A 19,967-nucleotide genomic window follows, 5' to 3' on the forward strand; every position below is an offset into this window, starting at 1 on the left:
CAGTCGGCTGGTCCGCCGCTTTCCCGTACACATGGGCGAGGCAATCGCACGACACGGCTAGCAGGTTGAACGACACAGCCAGGAGCGCGTGCAACTGTGACAACAGGGTCTCCTGGGCACTCGGTTGGACTTAACACCTCCGAGCTACCAAGAGGCCCTGCTCTCATGCGCCGACCATCCCGAGATCACCCGATCAGGAAACCCGTTCGATCACCACACTCGATGATCGGTATGAATACGGCTTCTGATACCCACGCCGCCACCGGCCGACGAGCCCAAACGCGTGCGGTTGCTGGGGCGCGCGGACACCAGCGAAGAGTTCACCGCGCAGTTGCAGGCGCTGCACGCCCGGGCCGGCGGAACCGAGGTGTGGCCGGTGGACCGCCTGGTCGGCCTGAGTCCGAGCAGGCCGTACGGCGGGCCGACGCGGGAAGACCGGCTCCTGATGAGCCGCTGGTTCACCATGGGCGAGTACCCGCAGGACTGGCGCCGGCTGGAGCCGGTCCTCCGCGGCCTGGGCGCCAGTTCTTTGGAGGTCAAGACCTTCTCCGCGTCCTACGCCAGGATCCGGGAAACGCGCCCGACCAGAGCGTCACACGTGATCGCGGCGGTGCTCACCCTGGCCGCGGTGGCCGTGATCTGGCTCGGCGCCACCGCCGTCCTCCAAAGCGACACCGAGTCATGGATCGCCAAGACACTCACCGTCCTCGGAGCGCTCGCGACCTCAGCAATCGTTTGGGGGACGGGGGTGTCCTCGACCCTCCCGAAGCCCGACGAGCCCTCTCTCCACAAAGAGTGGCCCGCAGACCTGGTGATCTTCTTCGCCCCGGCCACCCTGCTGGTCGCTATCATCGTGCCGTTCGCCACCGGCACCAACGCCTGGGGCCACTGGATCGCAGACCTGACCGGACTCCTCTGACACACCACCACAGCCGAAGAGACCGCGGGCCGCGACTCCACAGCGTGGACCCTCTTCGGTGCGGGGACACCCCCGATGCCAACGTCCTGGCAGCCGCAGGCCTCGGGCACCCTGCTGTCACCACGTCCCGCCGCCGTCCGGCATGGGTACGTTCAACTCTTCGCTCACTGAGCGTCGTCGGCTTGGACCAGGCCGCGTGATGCCGGGTGCGGCCACGAGCGGTGAGGCGGCGAGCAGCCCCGTGCGCGCGGGCCGGTGTCTATACCGCGCTGGGTGCGCCCGCGGCGACGACGCGGGCGCCGAGCCGTCAGGCGGGCTGGACAGTGATGGTGCAGAGGCGTTTGGTGGCCCGGGTCAGGGCTACGTACAAATCCCTTTCCCCACCGGGGCGGGTCGTGATGATTTCCTCGGGGTTCATGACGACGACCCCGTCGAATTCTAGGCCGCGTGCTTCGGACGCCGGCACGATGCGTGCGTGATGAGCAATGGCCTGGGCCGTCAGCTCGCTCACCCTGGTGTCCGCGCAGATCACTCCTAGAAGCTCGCCCGGGTGCGCTGTGCTCTGGGCGCGGAGTTCCTGAACGACGGCGGTGACCAACCCGTCCGGAGGTGTGGTCACGGTGCGAGGGCTCTCACCGCTTCGCAGTGACCGTGTGGGCTTCTGGTCCGGAGCGATCCGCGTGAGCAGGTCCCGGACGCTCTCCAGAATCTCCTGCGTGGTGCGGTAGCTGACGGTCAGGTTGTGCAGTTTGAACCGCAGTCCGACGTGGGGGCTCAGTGCTTCCTTCCAGTCGCGTGCTGTCGCCACCGGGCCTGCCTGGGCGAAGTCACCCACCAGCGTCATCGCCCTTGACGGGCAGCGGCGAACGATCATCCGCCACTGCATGGCGGTCAGTTCCTGCGCCTCGTCGACGACGACGTGCCCGTACGTCCGCTCGGGAGGGCCGTCGACCAGGCTCGCCGCCTCGTCCAGCAACGGCACATCGGCATCGGTCCACGGGGCGTCCGGACCGCGCAGCAGAAGGGACCGCTCCTGCGCGTTCAGGCGGGGCAGGCGCTCGGCGAGAGAGTCGGCGTTCGTCAGGAGCGCCTTCACGAGGTCACCGGGTTCCAGCCGCGGCCACAACACCTCGACCGCTCGGTCGACGCCGGCGTCGTCGAGGAGATCGGCCCGGATGGCGTCCAGGTCCAGCTCGTGGACCGGACCTGAGTCAGCCGCACCTTCGGCACGGCGCTGGGCGGCTCCCGTGAACCGGTCGAGGTTGATGCCCGTCATCATTTCGGCATCGGCGTCGATCTGCTCCAGGAGGTCGCCCATGTCTCGTTGCATCGCGTCGGTGACGGCGTCGACCAAGAGCTCCCTGAACACCTGGCGCGCGGGGTTGTGCCCCGGTGCGGCTGCCACGGCGGCCTCGCGTGCCGTGGCGACTTCCTCGCCGGACAGGTGAACCAGTTCCTGTCCGACCCGTACGGTGAAGTCACCGGCGGGGGCTTGGTGGACGCGCAGCAGGCCGGCCAAGGCGTCGGCGAGGTCGGAGCTGCCCTTGAGACGCGCCGTATCGAACGGATCCACCGTGTCCGTGGACACTCCGGCCAGTTCCCGGCAGGTCGCCAGAGCGACGTCGTTCTCTCCGAGCGAGGGAAGGACCTGGGAGATGTAGTCGAGGAACCGGGCGTTCGGGCCCACCACCAGGACGCCCTCCTCCGCGGCGCGCGGGAACGCGTACAGGACATAGGCCGCACGGTGCAGGGCGACCACCGTCTTGCCGGTGCCGGGCCCGCCCTGCACCACGGTCACCCCGCGATGGGCGGAGCGGACGATCTCGTCCTGCTCGGCCTGCAGCGTCGCGACGGCCGCGTGCATCTTGCCTGTACGTCGTGCCGACAGAGCCTCGGTCAACGGGCCGTCCCCCACGACGTCCTCGTCGGTCGGGGCGGTCCCGTCCAGCAGTTCGTCGCTCACCGAGATGACCGTGCGCTCCGCGAGGCGCAGGTGCCGGCGCCGCCGCAGGTCCATTGGGTGGACCGGTGTCGCCTCGTAGAAGGGCCGCGCCGCGTTCGCGCGCCAGTCCACGAGCAGAGGCAGGTCATCCTCCTCCGTATGCAGTCCGATCCGCCCGATGCGCAGGGCCGTGCCATCCGTCCAGTCGATGCGCCCGAAGACCAGCCCCTTTTCGGCGCCCTCCAGCCGGCCGATTTCCTTGGTCAGACGCTCGGCGGCGATTTTTCTCTCGTATGCCTCACCGACGGATTCCGCCGGGGCCTTCAGCACACTCGCTCGGTGCACTCGCGCCTCGGAAAGCCGCTCGGTGAGCAACTCATATAAGGAGGACACATAATCCCGCTCCGATTCAACCGCACGCACAGCAGGATCATTTACTTTCGACAACAGGGGGCTCCTTCGATTCGAGCCACACCATACGGTCAAAGTTCCCCAAAGATAAGTCTTGACTTACTTGGTAAGACATGGCCCTACGGCTGAATCCATGACGGCTGACCGTATGGCGCATCACGCATTCCGCCGTTCCGTATATCGCCAATTGCTCCCGATGCCCGCCTGCCTTATGACGAGCCCGCCCTTGGATGCTGGCGGTGTTTTGCCGCGCCCGGGAAAAGGGGGAAGATCCGGCGAGGCGACCGGCGCCATCGAGCTCACTGCCGGGGCAGTACGGCCGCCTCCACATTGACGATGCGTGGCGCCGGTGATCGCCGCAACAGCGGCAGCATGGCGTTGGTCACCACGATCACACCGAAGACGTTGGTATCGAACACCGCCCGGACCGTGTCCAGGTCGACGGAGCTGGGGACTTGATCGCGGGCGTTTCGGGCGACACGTGTCCGGAGCCGGTGATGCCGGCGTGACGTCCAAGGTGACCGCGTGTGCGTCGCCGCCGGCCTCGCGTAGCGCCGCAGCGGCCGCCTCACCGCGCAGTGGGTCTCTGGCCCCGATCACGACCGTCATGCCCAGCGCGGAGAGTTGCTCGGCAACGCCACGACCGATCCCCTTGTTTGCCCCTGTGACCAACGAGACGTTCCGGTGCGTGCTTTCCTCGTTCATGACCTGCTCCTTGTTGTCGAGGTGGGTTCTTCTCGAAACCTGTTCACAGCTTGAGACGAGACAGCCCGGCCATCTCTGACATGCAGACAGAAGGAGTTCTCCACCGAGGAGGTGGCCCGGCCGACGTCAGCCTGGGTTCACGAAGCGGTAGCCGGTGCTGATCGTGCGAGCCCGCCCGGTCGAAGATGCGCGGCCCTCGGCGAGCAGTGTGCGTGCGGTGGTGCGGTCGCCGCGGAGGGCAGCGGCGTGAGCCTTGCCAGGTCGGTGCAACGGATCCCGCCGTCGGGGTGCCGCCCGACTCCGGCCCACGCGTCGCCGTGCTCACGTGCCAGAGACGGGAAGGCTGCCGCAAGTCGTGGCCGGCGCGGCCGTCTTACGCCTCGCCGATGATTTGGGGATCGACGACGAGAAGTCCCTCGTCGTTGCGCGCCTCGATGGCACCGACAGCACCCGCAGACGCCGACGGGGCGTGACGTGACGTGACGTGAGGCTGTCATACATCCCGGTAGTGGACGAAACAGGCCCGATCCCCCGCCGCGACGAAGGCCTCAGCCTCCCAAGCTCATTCCGGGCTCAGGGCCTTCACGCGTCCCGGGCCGCGTAGGCATCGGTGAGGACCTCGCAGGTGCAGTAGTCGTTGCCGGTGCACGGAGTACCGTGCTCGGCACCGTAGGGGCCGAGGCCGGCCATGAGCTGGAGGACCTCCGCGCGTGCGGCCGCACCGAGAACGGGGGCCGTCGCCTCGGGCGCCTCCACACGCCGCCAGTCGGCCGGATCGTCGTTTACGTCGGCGACGCACCGCGAGTCGACGAACAAGGTGTACAGGGGATGCTCGGGGAAGTCGTTGAGCCGAAGTATCCACCAGCGCCCTTCGACCCGGGCCGCGTAGGGGAAGACGCTTGTGCCTGTGCGGTGCCAGGAGGCCTCCGGGGGCAAGGCGGGGAAGGGAGCGCCCGTCCCGCCGGGGCCGGGCACGGCGGGGGCGCTCAGACGCCGGCGCAGGCGCTGCCAGCGGGACTCGGTCGAATTGATCGTCACGCGGTCATCCTGCTGCCTTCCGAGCCGGTGCGCCATGGCCGACGGACACCCCTATGTCGTGTACGGGATCGAGCACCGGGCGTCGAGGGCCTACCGACGCCGACGAAACTCGTGAACAACCCGACCCCGCATGGTCGTTCAATGCGTCCCGAACTGCTGTCGAAGTGCTGCCCGAACTCGGGCTCTGGCACAACTTCTGGTGCTGTTGGTGATCTTCAGGTACATAGCCTGTAGCAGAGGCCGAGGAGGCTCGCCGAGTCTTGTTGTCTACCTCGACTGAGCAGCGCGTTCAAGGCTGTGCGAGAGTCGGCGCTCGGCGCACGGGTGGGGAGCCCACGCCGAAGGGGAGGGAACCAACTCATGTCGGAGCCATCGGACTTTGTCGCCCGGTTGCGTGTGGAGCAGCAGGCCCCGGGCCGCGATGAGGCTCTGCGCCTGGACCGCCGTGCCCGGCGCCGTCGGGGCATGTTGGCGGCCGGCGCCGCCGTGCTCGGGCTGGCTGCGGTCGGGGGCTGGATCGCGAGTTCGACCGGCGAACGGCCCACCGAAGAGCCTTACGCCCCGCAGGCGCTGGATGAAGCGCTGTGGCCGCCGCAATGGCCTGCCACAGTAAGGATGCCGTTTCGCGGCTCACCGTCGGCAGCATGGGCGGATGGCGCTGCCGGTATCGACCTCCCGGCGTCGGAGGCCGTCGGCGCGTTCACTTCCCAGCAGGTGGGTGACGTACTGCGCAAGACCCGCGAGGTTCTGGTCGAGTCGAACCTCACCCCGCGCGTAGTGCTCGGTGCGCAGCCCGATGCGGAAGTGGAGAAGGTGCTCGGGCAGCCGGGGGAAGGGCGCGGTCCGCTGTGGTACTTCACGCGCTTCGACCCGGACGAGGTCAGACTGCAGGGCACCGCGATCAAGACACGCGGGACGATGACCTACGAGGCCTCGCCGGCGGGTGAGCTGGTGGTGCACAGCGACTACACCTTCGTCTATCCGCTGGTGAAGGTCTCGGGCGGTACGGAGGTGGTTCCGGGAGCGGAGGAGGTCACCCGGGTGGTCGTCCGGCGGCGTCTGGACCTGGTGGCCGGTGGCGACGGACGCCTGAGCGTACGCGATGCACAATGGCGGGCAGCCAACGACGACTGCCGCGCGCCGGAAGACGGCTACCTGCACCCGCTTTTCTCGAAGGAACGTGCCAAGGCGCCGAAGTGGCCCACACTCGATCCTTACGACACCGGGGGGCAACTCGCAGGCAGTGGCGGTTCCGGCCGAGAGTGTGCGACCCCGAAACAGACGTAACAGGCACGCGAGTCCCTATAGCGCAACCTCAGCGGGTCCGACGAGATCACCAACGGCATCACTTCTGTGAAGTCGAGCCGATCCTCGGTGTCCGAGGTCGGCGATTGTGATGAAACGGCAGGGGCACCGGTACCTGTCGGACCTGGGCTAGGTCGCCAAGAGCCTGCTGAACGCTGAGCCCGCCCCTCACCGTGCGTCCGACGCCAGCCACAGCGGATCGGCCGACTCCGCCTCCGCCGAGCCACCCAATCACCGCAGCCTGTCGGTCAGCCGTGCGCAGCCGCCGCCCTGCTCGGGGCGAGGGCGGCAGCGCAGTCCGCCACCGACTCCCCTTTCCAGCACCGAACGGACCGCGCCCCCGTGCTCGGCGTACCAGGAGACGTGGACCAGGCCGCTGCAGGCTTGCGGGCGGCACACGCACTCCCAGCCCGACGTCGCGGACGGGACCCCTGTGACGAACCGCCCCGCCCGCCAACCGGTCTACAGCTGCACCCCGAAGGCGGTCGGCCACTCCAGCGTGAGCCACTGGCCACGGGTTGACAGAGGGGAAGCCCCCGCATGGGCCATGCGTTCGGGAGGAGGATTCGCGCTGGCCAGCAAACGCCACCAGCCCCCACGGTTCCGTCAGGGAGGTCGACCTGGCTATGCCCGGCCCAAGGGGGCCTGCCCCACCCCGTTCCGGGGGCTTGCCGGAGTGCCTCAGCCGAGCGCCGCGTGGTCGGCTGTCCGCACGGGATGTATGGGATGAAGGGCAGACAGTTGAAAGTCCGGATCGGGTACGCGGCATGGATTGTGGGCGTGGTCCAGTTCTTCGTGGTCCACGGGATCGCCGAGTCGGCCTGGGCGAGACCCTATAGCTGGGCGCGGAACAACATCAGCGATTTGGGTAGCGCTCACTGTGCACTGCAGCCAGAGCCTGAACCGCGGTACATCTGCTCCCCTGAGCACGGCCTGATGAACACTTCGTTCATCGCCCTGGGAATACTGCTCGCGCTCGGTGCCGCTCTGACGGGTGGTGTCATGTGGCGCAAGAACCCGACCGCTGCAGTGGCCCGGCTCCTGCTGGCCGGTGCCGGCATGGGATTCGTGCTGGCCGGGCTGGCTCCTGCGGACGTCAACGAGAACCAACACGCCCTGGGCGCCCTGCTCATCATGGCAGCGGGCAACATCGGTCTCGTGCTCGCGGGGATGGGCCTGGCAGATCCGGTCCCGGCCTCACTACGGTGGGGCACCAGCCTGCTGGGGATCACAGCAATCACGGCTTTCGGGCTGTTCCTCTCGCGCCACTACCTGGGGCTCGGCATGGGAGGCATGGAACGCGTCGCCGCACTCCCCCTCCTGCTCTGGGCCCTGGTGATCGGCGTCCACGGTTTCGGCCGCCATGCCCGTCGTATGAACGGGTCGACACCCACACAAGCTCCGATCCGCGCCAGTTGAGACCTCTGGTCAGATCATCTCCACTGACCAACAATCGCTGCTGGACGCTCATCACAAAGCCACCCGCACCGTCGCGCACTCCGAGGGCCAGATCCACGCCGCCAACTCAGGGTTCAGGACACCGCGGCATAGACCGCCAAACCCAGAACGAGGAGGACCAGTGCCAAGACGACCGCGCAGGTGAGACGGAACCGGAACCTGCTCCAGTACTCCGCCCGCCGACCATCGGGAGTGTCGGTGCGCCAGACCGACGGGATGTCGACGCGACCTTCGGCGATAGCCGTCGCGGCCCGCCGCACGTCCCCGGGGTGATAGGAGTAATAGGTCGGCGCCGCCCCATAAGTGCCCCGGCTCTCCCCGCCGAACTGGCGGACGCGGACGTCGGCACGACCAGCGGCGCCCGGCAGCCAGTCCTCACGCACCGGCCACAGCTCGGCGACCTCCCGACCGTTCAGCCAGGGCTCCTCCTCGTGCGCTGGCTCGGGTGCTCCCGGATCTGGCGTGTGCGGCATGCTTCCCCCTCGATGCGGCAAGCCCCCAGTACACACCCGCCGACCCGCACGCCGACAGGGCACCTCCAGCGCAGCCACGCGCGCCATCGATGCAGCCCTCCGGGCCGGCAGGCGGCGCCCGACGCCGGCGCACCGCAGGACAGGAGGACTCCTCCGACCCGCCGCAAGGCGGTCGGCCGCGGCCGGCGGCCGATCGCCTTCGACTCACCCGAGCGAGGGGGACGCGAGTGGCACGCCGACCCCGCCCCCGTGACCCGGATCCTGCAGTCACTGTCGCGCGAGGCTGCCCGGCCGATTCAGCCGAGTTGTGGCTCAGCGAAAGGCAGCGATGCTACGGGCTACCCAGCTGTTGAAGGGGCGCGGGCCGCGGCCGAGGACCCGTTCCACGTCCGGGCTGATCCGCAGTTCGGCGGCGTTCGGGGCGGCGATGATGTCCAGGGTGTCGTCGGCGAGCTCCGGCAGAACGAACTGGGTCATCGCGGCCTTGGCCTCCTCGCGGGTGAGTTCGTGGAAGCGCACCGGCGCTCCGAGCGAGGCGGCGATGGCTTCCGCCTGCTGGCGCGGCGTGATCACCTCGGGCCCGGTCAGCTCGAAGACTCCGGCGGTATGCCGGTCGTCCAGCAGGCAGGCCGCCGCGACCTCGGCGATATCCGCCGGATCTACGATCGGAACCCCGACATCGCCGAAGGGCGCGGCGACCGTCCCTTGCGTGCGGACGGACTCCGCCCAGGCCAGTGCGTTGGAGGCGAAGCCACCCGGTCGCAGGACAGCCCAGTCCAGGCCTGACTCCCTCAACGCGTCCTCCACCGCACGCATCGCGATCCGCGACGGGCCGAGCGGCCTGGTGGCCACGCCCTGCGAGGACAGGAGGACGACCCGGCGGACCCCGCTGGCCACAGCCAGGTCGATCACTTCGGTCGGCCTGGCTTCGGGGGCGTGCAGGTCGCCGGACAGCAGGAGGAACAGCGCCTTCGCGCCCTCCAATACGGCGGCGAGAGCATGCGGCTCGGCCAAGTCGGCCGGCACGTGCCGGACCCCGTCCGGTACCGCCGCCGCGTGCCGCGACACCGCTGTCACCTGTTCGCCCGCCTCTGCCAGGGCCTGCGTCAAAGGCCGGCCCACATTCCCGGTAGCCCCGGTCACCACGATCATGTTCAACTCCTGGTCAGTAGTGCGCTGTGACAACTGACGCTAGGAGACGGACTTACTTTCCGTAAGGACATACCCAGAGGTAAGCTCCGGACATGAAGGAAGGCGCGCAGCTGACGCAGGCCGAAGCAACCAAACCGTATGAGGTGTTTCACACCGACTGCCCCGCACGCGACATGGTCGACCACGTGACCAGCAGGTGGGGCATCTGGGTTCTGATCTCCTTGCGGAGCAACAACCTTCGCTTTTTCGAGCTGCGCGACAGCATTCAGGGCATCAGCGAGAAGATGCTCGCTCAGACACTGCGCGCACTGGTCCAGGACGGCCTGGTCTGGCGGGAGGTCGAGCCGACGACGCCTCCCCAAGTCACCTACGGGGTGACCGAGTTCGGCCAGGACGTCGCCGAGCCATTGACGGACTTGTTCGACCGGATCACACAGCGGCTGCCGCCCAGCCAACGTCCGCCACGGACCGGCTGAGCGCAACAGGTCGGCGGAACGGCTGCCCGGAGCAATGAGCGTGGGTCGCGCCGGCTGCGCCCCACCCACACGCCCGCGGTTCTGATCACCCGCGGACCGCCCGGCCCTCAACCGGGCAAGATCGCGAGCCTTACCCCTGTCGACGAACGCCGCGAGGCGTTCCGGCCACTGGCGCGGTACTCGCAGCCGCGGACGAGCGGCTCCGCGCACTGTTCTGCTCTGACGGGTGCGGTCGCGGGTGGCACGGACTGCCCGTCGCCGACAGGCTCCCCGAACCGCTGGTGCAAGAAGCGCACGTCGCCACGGCCGGTGACCGCCCCGCCCCGCTCGCCGCGGACGGTCGCCGGATAGCGCCCCACCGTCTCCTCGGCGCCGGACTTTCGCCTGGTACGAACGCTGGCTCGACCACATGCGGGACGGCAGGGACAACCACGCCCTGGGTCTGACCTCCCAGCCGGTCGTCGCGAGCGCCCCCTGGGGCCCCGGGCCGGCCTCTCGTACGGGCGCCGGGCAGGGCCCCGGGGCTGCGGCCCCGTCCGGCAGAAGTTGGCCGGGGCCTACTTCTGCCGGTGGAACCGCATGGTCCTGCCCCGTGTCCGCCGTGTTGGCTCGACGTGGAACGGACGGCGGCGGCCGGTCCGCCGGGCATCACGGTGCCCCGGGCCGCCCACACCGCCGTCCGGCAACCGGTGCCGCACGCCCGCTCCGGTTCCAACGACCGTCTTGACCCTGGGGAACGACATGCTTGCAAGAGGCTTCCGCGTGCTGCGAAGGCTGTCCCTACCCGTCCTTTCGCTGCTCTTCCTGGCCGCGATGCTGCCCACCCCGACGCCCGCGGTGGCGGCGTCCGGGAGCAAGTACGGAGACGCCCGCCTCGACCAGTGGTCTTCGCTGACCACCCACAACTCCTACGCCAACTCGGGGGCGTTGCCGCCGCGGAACCAGTCGCGCAACATCTCCCGGCAGCTCGACGACGGCGTGCGCGGGCTGATGCTCGACACCTACGACATCGCCTACGACCAGGAGGGCAACGTCGACCTGATGATGTGCCACTCCACGTTCGCCTGCTTCGAAAGCTTTCGCAGCGGGCTCGGCACGGTGGTGGACTTCCTCAAGGCCCACCCGGACGAAGTGGTCACGGTCTTCCTGGAGAACTACGCCAGCCGCGCGTCGCTCACGGAGGCGGTCTCCGACGTGCTGGAGGCCAAGAACGCGAAGAACCTGCTGTTCTCACCCAACCAGTACGACATCGACAAGCGGAACTGGCCGCGGCTGCGCGACATGGTCTCCGACAACCGCCGCCTCGTGGTCTTCCAGGACAAGTGGGGAGATGACGTCCCGATCAAGTCCAGTGACGGGAGCAAGGAATACGGGCGCCTCATGTACACCTGGAACCGTACGGTGGAGACGCTCTACGACTACGACGGCCGGCCCAGCGGCTGCGCATCGCGCAACAGCAACCCGGTGGGGCAGAACCCCATGCCCGGCACGGCCCTGACGCCGCTGTTCACCATGAACCAGTTCGACTCCAGCGTGTTGAACCCCGAGGCCAAGGCGCCGGGCGACAACGGCTCGGCCCTGAAGAACCGCATCGACAAGGACTGCCGTCCCGCCGCGGGCCGTAACCCGAACTACGTCGCGGTGAACTTCTACGAGCAGAGCGACACCGGTGGCGTCACCCCGATGTCCGTGGTCAACGAGCTCAACCGCAACGCCCACATCTTCCCGCCGCACCCGGCACTGTGGACCGTCACCTCGAACAAGCAGTTCATCGGGCAGACCTACGAGACCACCGCCCCGAACCGCTGCATGGTGCGCGGCGAGGACTTCCCCGACGGCTCGGGCGGCGTGGTGACGCAGCGGGCCTGTGCGAGCCCGGCGCCCAGCAGCCAGCAGTGGGCGGGCACCCTGCCGCCCTACGACGGCAAGGGCTACTACTGGATCAAGGCGGGCAACGGCTACTGCCTCACCATGCCGTGGAACGGCGGCACGCCACCCGCCAACGGCACGCAGCTGTTTTGGTGGCCGTGCGAGGGCCGGTGGTTCTCGGGCAACCAGCTCTGGGAGATCATGCCGGCAGACCAGTACGGCGGCAGGCGCGCCTACTACTTCATCAACCAGTGGACCGGCAAGTGCCTGACCCTGGACCCCGCGACGACCGGCGGCAAGGCCGGCAAGGTCACCCAGGACGTCTGCCCGACCCGCTGACGGAACCCGACACCACCCGGCCGATCAATCTCCCGGATGGTGTCGTGCTTTCCGCATGGACATGCAGGCGGCGGAGCGGGAGACCGAGGCCGCCACCTACTCGCTCTGGGTGACCGCTCCGTCGGAGGCTCTGGTGCGGCGGGTGCGGCGGGTACGGCGGGTCCTGGAGGGCTCGGGGCCGGTGCGCGCGTCCGTGAAGGAACCGGCGTACCGGACCGCGCTACGGCTCCCGCCTGCACCCGGCACTCTTGCGCGGCCTCCGGCGAACTTCCACGACGTCTACGGCGACTTGGATCCGGCCGCCGTCCTGGCCCTCCTCGACCGGCTCGAACACCGCGCCGAACTGCGCCACGTCCTGGCCGCCGGCCACCGCGACCACCACCGCAGCCCCGGCGCCTGGCACCGCGCGGTCCGCGCACGTTCCCGGGGGGGCGGGACAGGTCAGGTGACGCGGGGCTGCGGCGTTCGACGAGGACGACGTCGCGCCGGGTGCCGTGGTGGCGGCCGATGCGTCCGCGGGTGCCGACGACGCGGAAGCCGGCCCGCCGGTGCAGGGCCAGACCGGTGGTGTTCTCGGGGAAGACGCCGGACTGCACCGCCCAGATGCCGGCGGCCTCGGTGGAGGCGAGCGCGTCGGTCGGCAGCGCGAGGCCGACGCCGCGGCTGCGGGCGTCGGGGGGGACGTAGACGGAGTGTTCGACGGCGCCGGCGTACGCGCACCGGCCGGAGACCGCGGTCACGGCGGCCCAGCCGAGCACGCGGCCGGCTCGGTCCAGGGCGACCAGGCGGTGGGCGGCCAGCCGGGCTGCGTCGAACGCCCGCCGGGCGGTGGTCTCGAAGGTGGCGTTGCTTCGTCGATGCCCGACTGGTCGATCGCCCGCACGAGAACGAGATGGTCTCAGAGGGCTTCTGAGCCGCTTTGCCTGATTCGAGTGTTGGCCCGGGTCAGGAGGGCTGGTGGGCCGGGGAGTCCGGGTGGGGCCGCATCAGTCGCAGGTCCTCGCCCCAGGCGTCCAGCACCGCCGCGTGGCCGGCGGCCCGGGCAGCTGCCTCGACCCGGGCGAAGAGCCCCTGCTGTGGGGCCACTTCGCCGGTCGCGGTGATCCGGGCGACGATGTCCAGCAGCGCGGCGCTGTCCCAGCCGGGCAGCGGAAAGCGGTCCAGCTCCCAGGCCAGGTACTTGTTGTAGGGGCGCGGTCGGCGGTCCAGGGCAAAGAGCAGGTCGAGCAGGAATCCGACACCGGCGGCTGCGTCGAGGTGGCCGGCGAGCGGGTTGCCATCGCGGTGGTTCTTGACCGAGCGGTAGAGGGAGTTGGCGTAGGCGTCCAGCAGGGCGGCGACGGACCGGAAGGCGTCCTCGGCGCCGAGCCGGCCCATCGCGGCGACGATCCGGGTGACCTCCCCGTCGCGGCGGTCGACGAGGACCCGGGAGCGGGCGATGGCGTACCGCTCCCAGTCGGCGGGCCGGCGGAAGCGTTCGAGCGTGGTGACGACCAGGTCGAGCCGCGCGGAGCGGTAGCCGTCGAGCGCAGCCAGCTCGCTCGCCGCGTCGTCGTCGGCGTCGTCGGCGAGGATGACGTAGAGGTCGTGGTCGGAGTGAGGGGTGGTCATGCCGTCGTGGGCCCGGGAGCCCTTGAGGACGAGTCCGGCGACGGCCGGGTCGGCCGTCGCCTCGGCGACGAACGCCGCGAAATCCAGCGTCACGCCAGGTCCTTGCACATCAGCGTGCACATCGTCTCGTACCGCTGGAGCGAGCCGTCCTCGGCCTCCACGTCCCAGGAGTCGAGCTCGCGACTGAAGGCCCGGTAGCCCAGACGTTCGTAGAGGGCGCGGGCGCGCGGGTTGCTCTCCTCGACGCCGAGTTCTGCGCGGGTCAGGCCCCGGGCGCCGATCCGCTGCTCGGCGGAGCGGATCAGCAGCGTGCCGATCCCGCAGGACTGCAGGGCTGGGTGGACGCCGAGTTGCCAGAGCGTGCCGGCGCCGGGCTTGACCGTGTAGTCGACGCCGCCGACCGCCACCGGGAGCCCGACCGGCGTGCACACCGCCAGGTAGTCGATCTCGCCCGCCTCGGCGCGGCGGATCTGGTGGACGAGCTCGCGCACGTGCTTGGCGGAGCCGGCCCAACTGCAGGACGGCAGGTCCGCTTCGGTGAGGCCGCGCACCGACAGGTGCAGCCTGATCTCGGTCATCGCCGCATCCCTTCGACTCCAACAGCGACCGTCTCCCATTTCAGCAAGCCGGTCCCCGTGCCGTCCAAGGGGTTTCGGACCGGCCCCGACGTCAGCCGCAAGGGGCTCGCGCTCGCTACCGAGGCCGCCGGCCTGTCGGCGGCGACCCCGTCTGACCCAGCAATGGCAGTCTGACCACGCCGCGTTCGGCGAGCGCGACCTGTACGGCAGCGACTACGTCTACGTCTGGGCCGACGCCATCCACCTGCGCATCCGCTTGCGCGAGGCCAAGTCCTGCGTGCTCGTGCTGATGGGCGTGCGCGCGGACGGCACCGAGGAGCTGATCACGATGAACGACGGCTACCGCGAATCATCCGACTCCTGTGCTGACCTGCTGCGCGACTGCCGGCGCCGCGGCATGCGCGCGCCCGTCCTGACCACCGGCGACGGCGACATCGAATCCACCTTCGCCTCGGTCCGCTTGCGGACCGAGGTGACCAAGGACGCCGGCAGCGCGGCGGCCGCGCTCGCCATGGTCTTCGAGCTCGTCGAGTCCGCCCAGGAGTGGTGGCGGGCCGTGAACGCACCCCACCTCGTCCCCCTGGTCCGGACCGGAGCCCGCTTCGAAGGAGGCCAGCTCGTCGAACGGCCGCAGACGACCGCGGCATGAATGGGGTGGCGAACCCGTCTCGAAGTTCGAGATGATCCGGCCATGTCGGATGGCGCACCAGGACAGGACCTTCCGGTCGGCTTCGGGTTCCGGCCGTATCGCGGCGACGAAGACCACGGCCCCATGGCCGCGGTGCGGCTGGGGTGTGCCGAACGGGACCGGGTCGACGCCCGTTCCGTTGTGGAAGGGCTCCCGACAGCGGCTGAGGTCGCCGAAGCCTCCGCCGAGCTGGAGGAGCCGTCCAAGAACCAGATCCTGGTGGTGCACGACGGGAGCGTCGTCGGCTACACGACGATCCGGTGGTGGCTAGAGCGGGACGACACGTGGCTGTACCTGCACCGCGGCTACCTCTTGCCCGAGCATCGCGGCCAGGGCATCGGCTCAGCCATGCTGAGCTGGGCCGAAGAGCGGATCGGCCAGCTCGCCGAACAGCATGGAACGGCGCGGACGGCAGTGATCGGCGCGAACGCCATGGCCTCCGAGCAGGACGCCACCGCGCTTCTGCTCGCAGCTGGCTACCGACGCGTCTTCAGCCTGGTCGAGCTGGAGCTGGGCGATCTGCAGCAGGTGCCCGAGCCGGGCAGCGAACTGCCGGCCGGGATACGGACCGGGCCGATCGGGCCAAGCCACTACCGCGCAGCCTGGAGGATGGTCGTCGATTCCTATGCAGACACCGGTCTCCATCAGAACTGGCCTTTCCAGGACTTCGTCGACACCGCCGACCCGGCCTGCTGGAGGGCTGCATGGCACGGGCAGGACATGGTCGGCGTCGCCCTCTGCTCCATCCGCCGTCACGACCACACCGTGGGCGAGGTCGAAGAGCTGAGTGTCCGGACGGACCAGCGCCGCCTCGGAATCGGTCGGGCCCTGCTGCTGGACGGGCTGCGAAGCCTGCGCGAGCAGGGGGCAACGACCGCCCGGCTGTTCACAGGCACGGCGAATCCGCACCGGTCCTACGATCTTTACGAGAGTGTGGGGTTCCGGCGGCAGAACGAGTACGTCCGATACCGCAAGCCGCTTGCTTGACCGACCGGTCATTGGGCTGTCCGGGCAGTCCACAGAACGTGACAATGCCGCGGTCAGCGCACGCAGTTGACAGAGCGTTGCATGGGATGGGCGTGATCCCGCCCCGGGGGTGGGGAACGTGCGGCGCCGGTCTTCGTCACACGTCGATGGGCGGGTCGCGGGCAGCGGGCCGGTGTGCGCCGGTGTGCGCCGGTGGCATGCTCCCGTCGTCAGCAGCGCGGAGCCCGCGGCCACCGGGCTCGCGCTCGTGTGCCCGTTCAGAACGGAGGGGCTGGTTCGATGGTGAACAGATCCGGAGGGTTGCCTGCCTGCGAGCCGGCGGCGGCTTGCCGCAACGCGACGTCAGGGCAGAGGGCGGCGCGGCTGGGGCGGCTCCTGGTGCCGGCTTCTACAGCCAGCCGTTGCGGCGGAAGGCGCGGTAGAGGGCGCCTGCCGCAAGTGCCATGAGGCCCAAGGCGAGCGGGTAGCCGTAGGCCCAGCCGAGTTCCGGCATGTGCTCGAAGTTCATGCCGTAGACGCCGGCGACCATCGTGGGGATCGCGAAGATCGCCGCCCACGCGGAGATGCGTCGCATGTCGTCGTTCTGCCAGGTGCCCACGCGAGCCTGCTGCGCACCGAGTGCCGAGTCCAGCAGTTCGTCCAGGGTCCGCACCTCGATGTCCGTGCGGTGCAGGTGATCGGCGACGTCACGGATGTACGGTGCGATCTTCGGCTGGCGGTCCTTCTCGGCCGGGCCGCCGGACAGCAGGCCTTGGACCACCGGAACGAGCGGCTGAACGGCGTCACGGAACTCGCGTACTTCCCGCTTGAGGGAGTAGATGCTCTCGGTGTGGTCGACGCGGGACGTCGAGAACACCTCGTCCTCAAGCCGGTTGAGCGTGGCGCGCACCCTTCGGGCGGCGTCGCTGTACGCGTCGACGGCGACATCCAGCACGGCGTGCAGCACCCCCCAGGGGCCATGGCTCAGCATGTCCGGATCGGCGTCCAGCCGGCGGGCGGCCTCGGTGCAGGGATCGATCGTTCCGTGGCTCACGGTGAGAACGCTGCGGGGTCCTACGAACATCATGATGTCGCCGGTCTCCACCGCCGTTTCTTCCTCCACATACCGGAGGGTCTTCAGCGCGACGGCCATCACGTCGCCAAAGCGCTCGTACTTCGGACGCTGGCGTCCATGGAGCGCGTCCTCGACGGCCAACGGGTGCAGGCCCAGCTCCTCGGCCAGCTGGAGCAGTGCGCCTTCGGAGGGGTCTGCCAGCCGGACCCAGGCGAACTCACCGTCGCCCAAGCTCCGCAACCGCTTGAGGGCATACTGACAGGCGTCGTCCGGCAGCTCGCACTCCACATGCTCCGACCGGCCCGAGCCCTGGTGGTAGATGACACATTCCATCTCCCGCGCATGCTTCACCAGCCCCATTTCATGCGCCCGCAGCCGGCTCTCGTCGTCCTGCGCCCTCCGTGTGGCGGGAGACACCGCAGTCGGCCAGCTGGTGTAGGCGCTGATCGGATGGTTGGTGCACGTCGTCGAGGCGTGCGGCGCACTGATCACTGGGCCGAGTACCTCGCAGCTCGGACCGAGGACCAGGAGGAGCCACCCGCGACCGGCGATCGCCGATGAAGTGGACGAGATTCGTGCAGCGGCGGGGCAATCGATAGGGTGTCAGGTCACGACCGCACCCGGTTCGACACGGGCTGGTCAGGGCTCTGCCGCAGTTCGTGGCACCTCCACAGCTGCAATGCCGGCACCTTCCTGCCCGGGGCCTTGGGACACGGGGCGGTCTTCACGGCCGGGCAGTCGGGCCCCGGTCGACGGGCCAGGAGGAACGAGTGGCACAGGTCATCGCCGAAGTCTCAAGGACGTTCAACGAGTTTCTGCTCTTGCCGAACCGGACCCGGACCGACTGCTCGCCCGCGACGGTCGACCTGCGCACGCCCCTGGTGCGGCACGTCGTCGGTGAGCGGTCGGCGATCGAACTCGGCTCCCCGTTCACGTCCGCGATCATGCAGGCCGTCAGCACACCGGAACTCGCGATCACGCTCGCGCGCAACGGCGGCCTGAGCTTCCTGCACCACAACCAGTCGATCCAGGACCAGGCCGCAGCCGTCCGCCAGGTGAAGAACTTCAAGGCCGGGTTCGTCACCAGCGACACCAACGTCCGCCCCGACGACAGCCTGAGCCATCTGGTCGCCGTCATGCAGCGCACCGGTCACAGCACCGCCGCGGTCACCCACGACGGCACCGCCACCGGCCGGCTGCTCGGTCTGGTGACCTCCCGTGACTTCCACCCCCAGCGCCACGACCTCGACGGGCCGGTGAGCGGTCGTATGACCGCCGTCGCCGACCTGCCCCACGCAGGGGCCGACACCACGCTCTCCGAGGCCAACGCTCGGCTGTGGGACCAGCGGCTGGACTGCCTCCCGGTGCTGGACGCCGAGGGCCACCTGCAGTATCTGGTGTTCCGGTCCGACTACGCGGACACCAAGCGCTTCCCGAACCAGGCCGTGGACACCGCCAAGCGCCTGCGCGTGGGCGCGGGCATCAACACCCACGACTACCAAGAGCGCGTCCCCGCGCTGCTGGAGGCAGGCGCGGACGCCCTGTGCTTCGACTCCTCCGACGGCTACAGCGACTGGCAGGCGCAAGCCCTGACCTGGGTGAAGAAGCACTACCCGGAGATCCCGACCGGCGGCGGCAACGTGGTCGACGGAGAGGCGTTCGCCTTCCTCGCCGAGGCCGGCGCGGACTTCGTCAAGGTCGGCGTGGGAGGCGGCTCCATCTGCATCACCCGCGATCAGAAGGGCATCGGCCGCGGCCAGGCCAGCGCGGTACTGGACGTCGCCGCGGCCCGGGACGCGTTCCGCGATCGCACCGGCGAGTACGTGCCGATCTGCTCCGACGGCGGCCTGGTGCACGATTACCACGTGGCCCTAGCGCTGGCGATGGGAGCCGACTTCGTCATGATGGGGCGTTACTTCGCCCGGTTCGACCAGGCGGCCGGCGCGAAGCTCCCCACCCGGGACGGCTTCGTGAAGGAGTACTGGGGCGAGGGCTCGAACCGTGCCCGCAACTGGCAACGCTACGGACAGGGCGGCCAGGGGCTGATCTTCGAGGAAGGCGTCGACGGCTACGTCCCCTACGCCGGCGACCTCAACGAAGGGCTCGCCCTGACCATCGCCAAGCTCAAGACCACGATGGTGTCCTGCGGCTCCACCACTCTTCCGGAGTTCCAGTCCACGGCCAGGCTGACCCTGGTCTCCGACCAGAGCTTCCAAGAGAGCCACGCCAACGTCACCGTGCGGGACACCCCGGCGACCGTCGTCTGAGAGGCTGCATAGAGCCACCGGCTACTGGCTACTGGCTGGAGGGGGAATGGTGCACGGTCGGAATATCCCCTCCGCCAGTAACCGAGCACCTGCGCCGCGCCGGCGTCACCGTCCAGCGCGACCCCATCGGGCGCATCTACCGCCACCACCCGCACGGCCTGGCCTTCAAGGGCGAGGCCCCGAAGGGACACCAGCGACCGGTCGTCACCGCCCCGGTGGCCCGCGCCGTCGCCGTCCTGGAGCGGCTTCAGCCGCCCGGGCAGGACTTCCTGTTCGCACCGCTTCCCAGCGCCGCCCGGCACCAGGTTGCCGAGCAGACCGACCGCGTCGCCGGGTACTACACCACCAACAAGCACTTGGCCGCGTACGTCACCTGGACCAACGACTACTGCACCACCCGGGGCCGGCACGACCTCGTGCCGGACGTCGGCGGGCGCCGCTTCCGCCTGACCACCCGGCAGTCCGCCGCAGGCTCGCCTGGTTCATCGCGCGCCGCCCCGGCGGAGCCATCGTCGGGCCCTGCAGCACCGCCGCCAGTCCATTCACCTGTTCGAAGGCTACGCGGGCACCAGCGACGCCGGATTCCGATGAAGTTGAAACCGAACAGGCCCTGGCCCGGCGCCGCTTCCTCGCCGACCTGGCCACCGGCGAGGACCGCATCGCCCTGACCGGGCCGGCAGCGGCGCCGACGCCGT

15 protein-coding genes and 3 pseudogenes are annotated in these 19,967 nt (G+C 69.4%); 8 read left to right on the forward strand and 10 right to left on the reverse strand.

Features of this window, described 5'->3' with window-relative positions:
• Positions 1–283 precede the first annotated feature (283 nt).
• Positions 284–919, forward strand: a complete 636-nt coding sequence (locus tag OHA65_RS01230; protein WP_405760805.1) for a hypothetical protein — start codon at positions 284–286, stop codon at positions 917–919.
• Between the two features lie 307 nt (positions 920–1,226).
• On the opposite strand, the gene OHA65_RS01235 is transcribed toward OHA65_RS01230, so the two are convergent.
• From OHA65_RS01235 to OHA65_RS01245, 3 genes and pseudogenes are all read right to left on the reverse strand, one after another.
• On the reverse strand, positions 1,227–3,254 hold the full coding sequence (locus OHA65_RS01235; protein WP_327285960.1) for an ATP-dependent DNA helicase: 2,028 nt from the start codon (positions 3,252–3,254) through the stop codon (positions 1,227–1,229).
• Between the two features lie 332 nt (positions 3,255–3,586).
• Positions 3,587–3,977, reverse strand: a pseudogene (locus OHA65_RS01240) (SDR family NAD(P)-dependent oxidoreductase); the annotation flags it as partial.
• 582 nt (positions 3,978–4,559) lie between these two features.
• On the reverse strand, positions 4,560–5,015 hold the full coding sequence (locus OHA65_RS01245) for a hypothetical protein (protein WP_327281174.1): 456 nt from the start codon (positions 5,013–5,015) through the stop codon (positions 4,560–4,562).
• 360 nt (positions 5,016–5,375) lie between these two features.
• Here OHA65_RS01245 and OHA65_RS01250 point away from each other — a divergent pair, with 360 nt between their 5' ends.
• The gene (locus OHA65_RS01250; protein WP_327281175.1) at positions 5,376–6,302 is read left to right on the forward strand and encodes a hypothetical protein; all 927 of its coding nucleotides are present in this window, start codon (positions 5,376–5,378) and stop codon (positions 6,300–6,302) included.
• 744 nt (positions 6,303–7,046) lie between these two features.
• On the forward strand, positions 7,047–7,739 hold the full coding sequence (locus tag OHA65_RS01255) for a DUF998 domain-containing protein (RefSeq protein ID WP_328761153.1): 693 nt from the start codon (positions 7,047–7,049) through the stop codon (positions 7,737–7,739).
• A gap of 113 nt (positions 7,740–7,852) precedes the next feature.
• On the opposite strand, the gene OHA65_RS01260 is transcribed toward OHA65_RS01255, so the two are convergent.
• Positions 7,853–8,251, reverse strand: coding sequence for a hypothetical protein (locus OHA65_RS01260; protein ID WP_327281177.1), 399 nt, complete (start codon positions 8,249–8,251; stop codon positions 7,853–7,855).
• 312 nt (positions 8,252–8,563) lie between these two features.
• Positions 8,564–9,403: an SDR family oxidoreductase gene (locus OHA65_RS01265; protein WP_405760807.1), complete on the reverse strand. Its 840-nt coding sequence runs from the start codon at positions 9,401–9,403 to the stop codon at positions 8,564–8,566.
• Positions 9,404–9,495: 92 nt separating this feature from the next.
• On the opposite strand from OHA65_RS01265, the gene OHA65_RS01270 reads away from it, so the two are divergent.
• Together OHA65_RS01270 and OHA65_RS01275 are read left to right on the forward strand one after the other, a co-directional pair.
• Entirely contained in the window at positions 9,496–9,879 is a 384-nt protein-coding gene (locus tag OHA65_RS01270) for a winged helix-turn-helix transcriptional regulator (RefSeq protein ID WP_405760810.1), read from the forward strand.
• 762 nt (positions 9,880–10,641) lie between these two features.
• Positions 10,642–12,087, forward strand: coding sequence for an RICIN domain-containing protein (locus OHA65_RS01275; protein WP_405760812.1), 1,446 nt, complete (start codon positions 10,642–10,644; stop codon positions 12,085–12,087).
• Between the two features lie 220 nt (positions 12,088–12,307).
• On the opposite strand, the gene OHA65_RS01280 is transcribed toward OHA65_RS01275, so the two are convergent.
• From OHA65_RS01280 to OHA65_RS01295, 4 genes and pseudogenes are all read right to left on the reverse strand, one after another.
• A complete protein-coding gene (locus OHA65_RS01280; protein ID WP_405763491.1) occupies positions 12,308–12,490 on the reverse strand; it encodes a hypothetical protein in 183 nt (60 codons plus the stop codon).
• Positions 12,491–12,539: 49 nt separating this feature from the next.
• A pseudogene (locus OHA65_RS01285) lies at positions 12,540–12,970 on the reverse strand (GNAT family N-acetyltransferase); the annotation flags it as partial.
• 62 nt (positions 12,971–13,032) lie between these two features.
• Positions 13,033–13,791 (reverse strand): hypothetical protein, encoded by a 759-nt coding sequence (locus tag OHA65_RS01290; RefSeq protein ID WP_405760815.1) that lies wholly within the window; start codon positions 13,789–13,791, stop codon positions 13,033–13,035.
• Positions 13,788–14,276, reverse strand: a complete 489-nt coding sequence (locus OHA65_RS01295; RefSeq protein ID WP_328761157.1) for a GNAT family N-acetyltransferase — start codon at positions 14,274–14,276, stop codon at positions 13,788–13,790. The genes OHA65_RS01290 and OHA65_RS01295 overlap by 4 nt, the downstream gene beginning before the upstream one ends.
• Positions 14,277–14,424: 148 nt before the next feature.
• Between OHA65_RS01295 and OHA65_RS01300 the strand changes: the two are divergent.
• Together OHA65_RS01300 and OHA65_RS01305 are read left to right on the forward strand one after the other, a co-directional pair.
• Positions 14,425–14,925 (forward strand): annotated as a pseudogene (locus OHA65_RS01300) (transposase); the annotation flags it as partial.
• 42 nt (positions 14,926–14,967) lie between these two features.
• Positions 14,968–15,951 (forward strand): GNAT family N-acetyltransferase, encoded by a 984-nt coding sequence (locus OHA65_RS01305; RefSeq protein ID WP_405760817.1) that lies wholly within the window; start codon positions 14,968–14,970, stop codon positions 15,949–15,951.
• 388 nt (positions 15,952–16,339) lie between these two features.
• Here the strand turns inward: OHA65_RS01305 and OHA65_RS01310 are convergent, their stop codons facing one another.
• Entirely contained in the window at positions 16,340–17,497 is a 1,158-nt protein-coding gene (locus OHA65_RS01310) for a magnesium and cobalt transport protein CorA (protein WP_405760819.1), read from the reverse strand.
• Positions 17,498–17,775: 278 nt separating this feature from the next.
• Between OHA65_RS01310 and OHA65_RS01315 the strand changes: the two genes are divergently transcribed.
• Complete coding sequence (locus OHA65_RS01315) at positions 17,776–19,272, forward strand: IMP dehydrogenase (RefSeq protein ID WP_405760822.1); 1,497 nt, start codon at positions 17,776–17,778, stop codon at positions 19,270–19,272.
• The last annotated feature ends 695 nt before the right edge of the window (positions 19,273–19,967 follow it).

The organism is Streptomyces sp. NBC_00045 (assembly GCF_045041095.1).
In the GTDB taxonomy this organism is placed as follows: Bacteria; Actinomycetota; Actinomycetes; order Streptomycetales; family Streptomycetaceae; genus Streptomyces.

Bases quoted from the DNA above. Each gene is read 5' to 3' on its own strand.
- OHA65_RS01295 (WP_328761157.1), bottom strand. From the start codon at position 14,276: ATGACCGAGATCAGGCTGCACCTGTCGGTGCGCGGCCTCACCGAAGCG.
- OHA65_RS01250 (WP_327281175.1), top strand. From the start codon at position 5,376: ATGTCGGAGCCATCGGACTTTGTCGCCCGGTTGCGTGTGGAGCAGCAG.
- OHA65_RS01260 (WP_327281177.1), bottom strand. From the start codon at position 8,251: ATGCCGCACACGCCAGATCCGGGAGCACCCGAGCCAGCGCACGAGGAG.
- OHA65_RS01305 (WP_405760817.1), top strand. From the start codon at position 14,968: ATGTCGGATGGCGCACCAGGACAGGACCTTCCGGTCGGCTTCGGGTTC.
- OHA65_RS01255 (WP_328761153.1), top strand. From the start codon at position 7,047: ATGAAGGGCAGACAGTTGAAAGTCCGGATCGGGTACGCGGCATGGATT.
- OHA65_RS01265 (WP_405760807.1), bottom strand. From the start codon at position 9,403: ATGATCGTGGTGACCGGGGCTACCGGGAATGTGGGCCGGCCTTTGACG.
- OHA65_RS01270 (WP_405760810.1), top strand. From the start codon at position 9,496: ATGAAGGAAGGCGCGCAGCTGACGCAGGCCGAAGCAACCAAACCGTAT.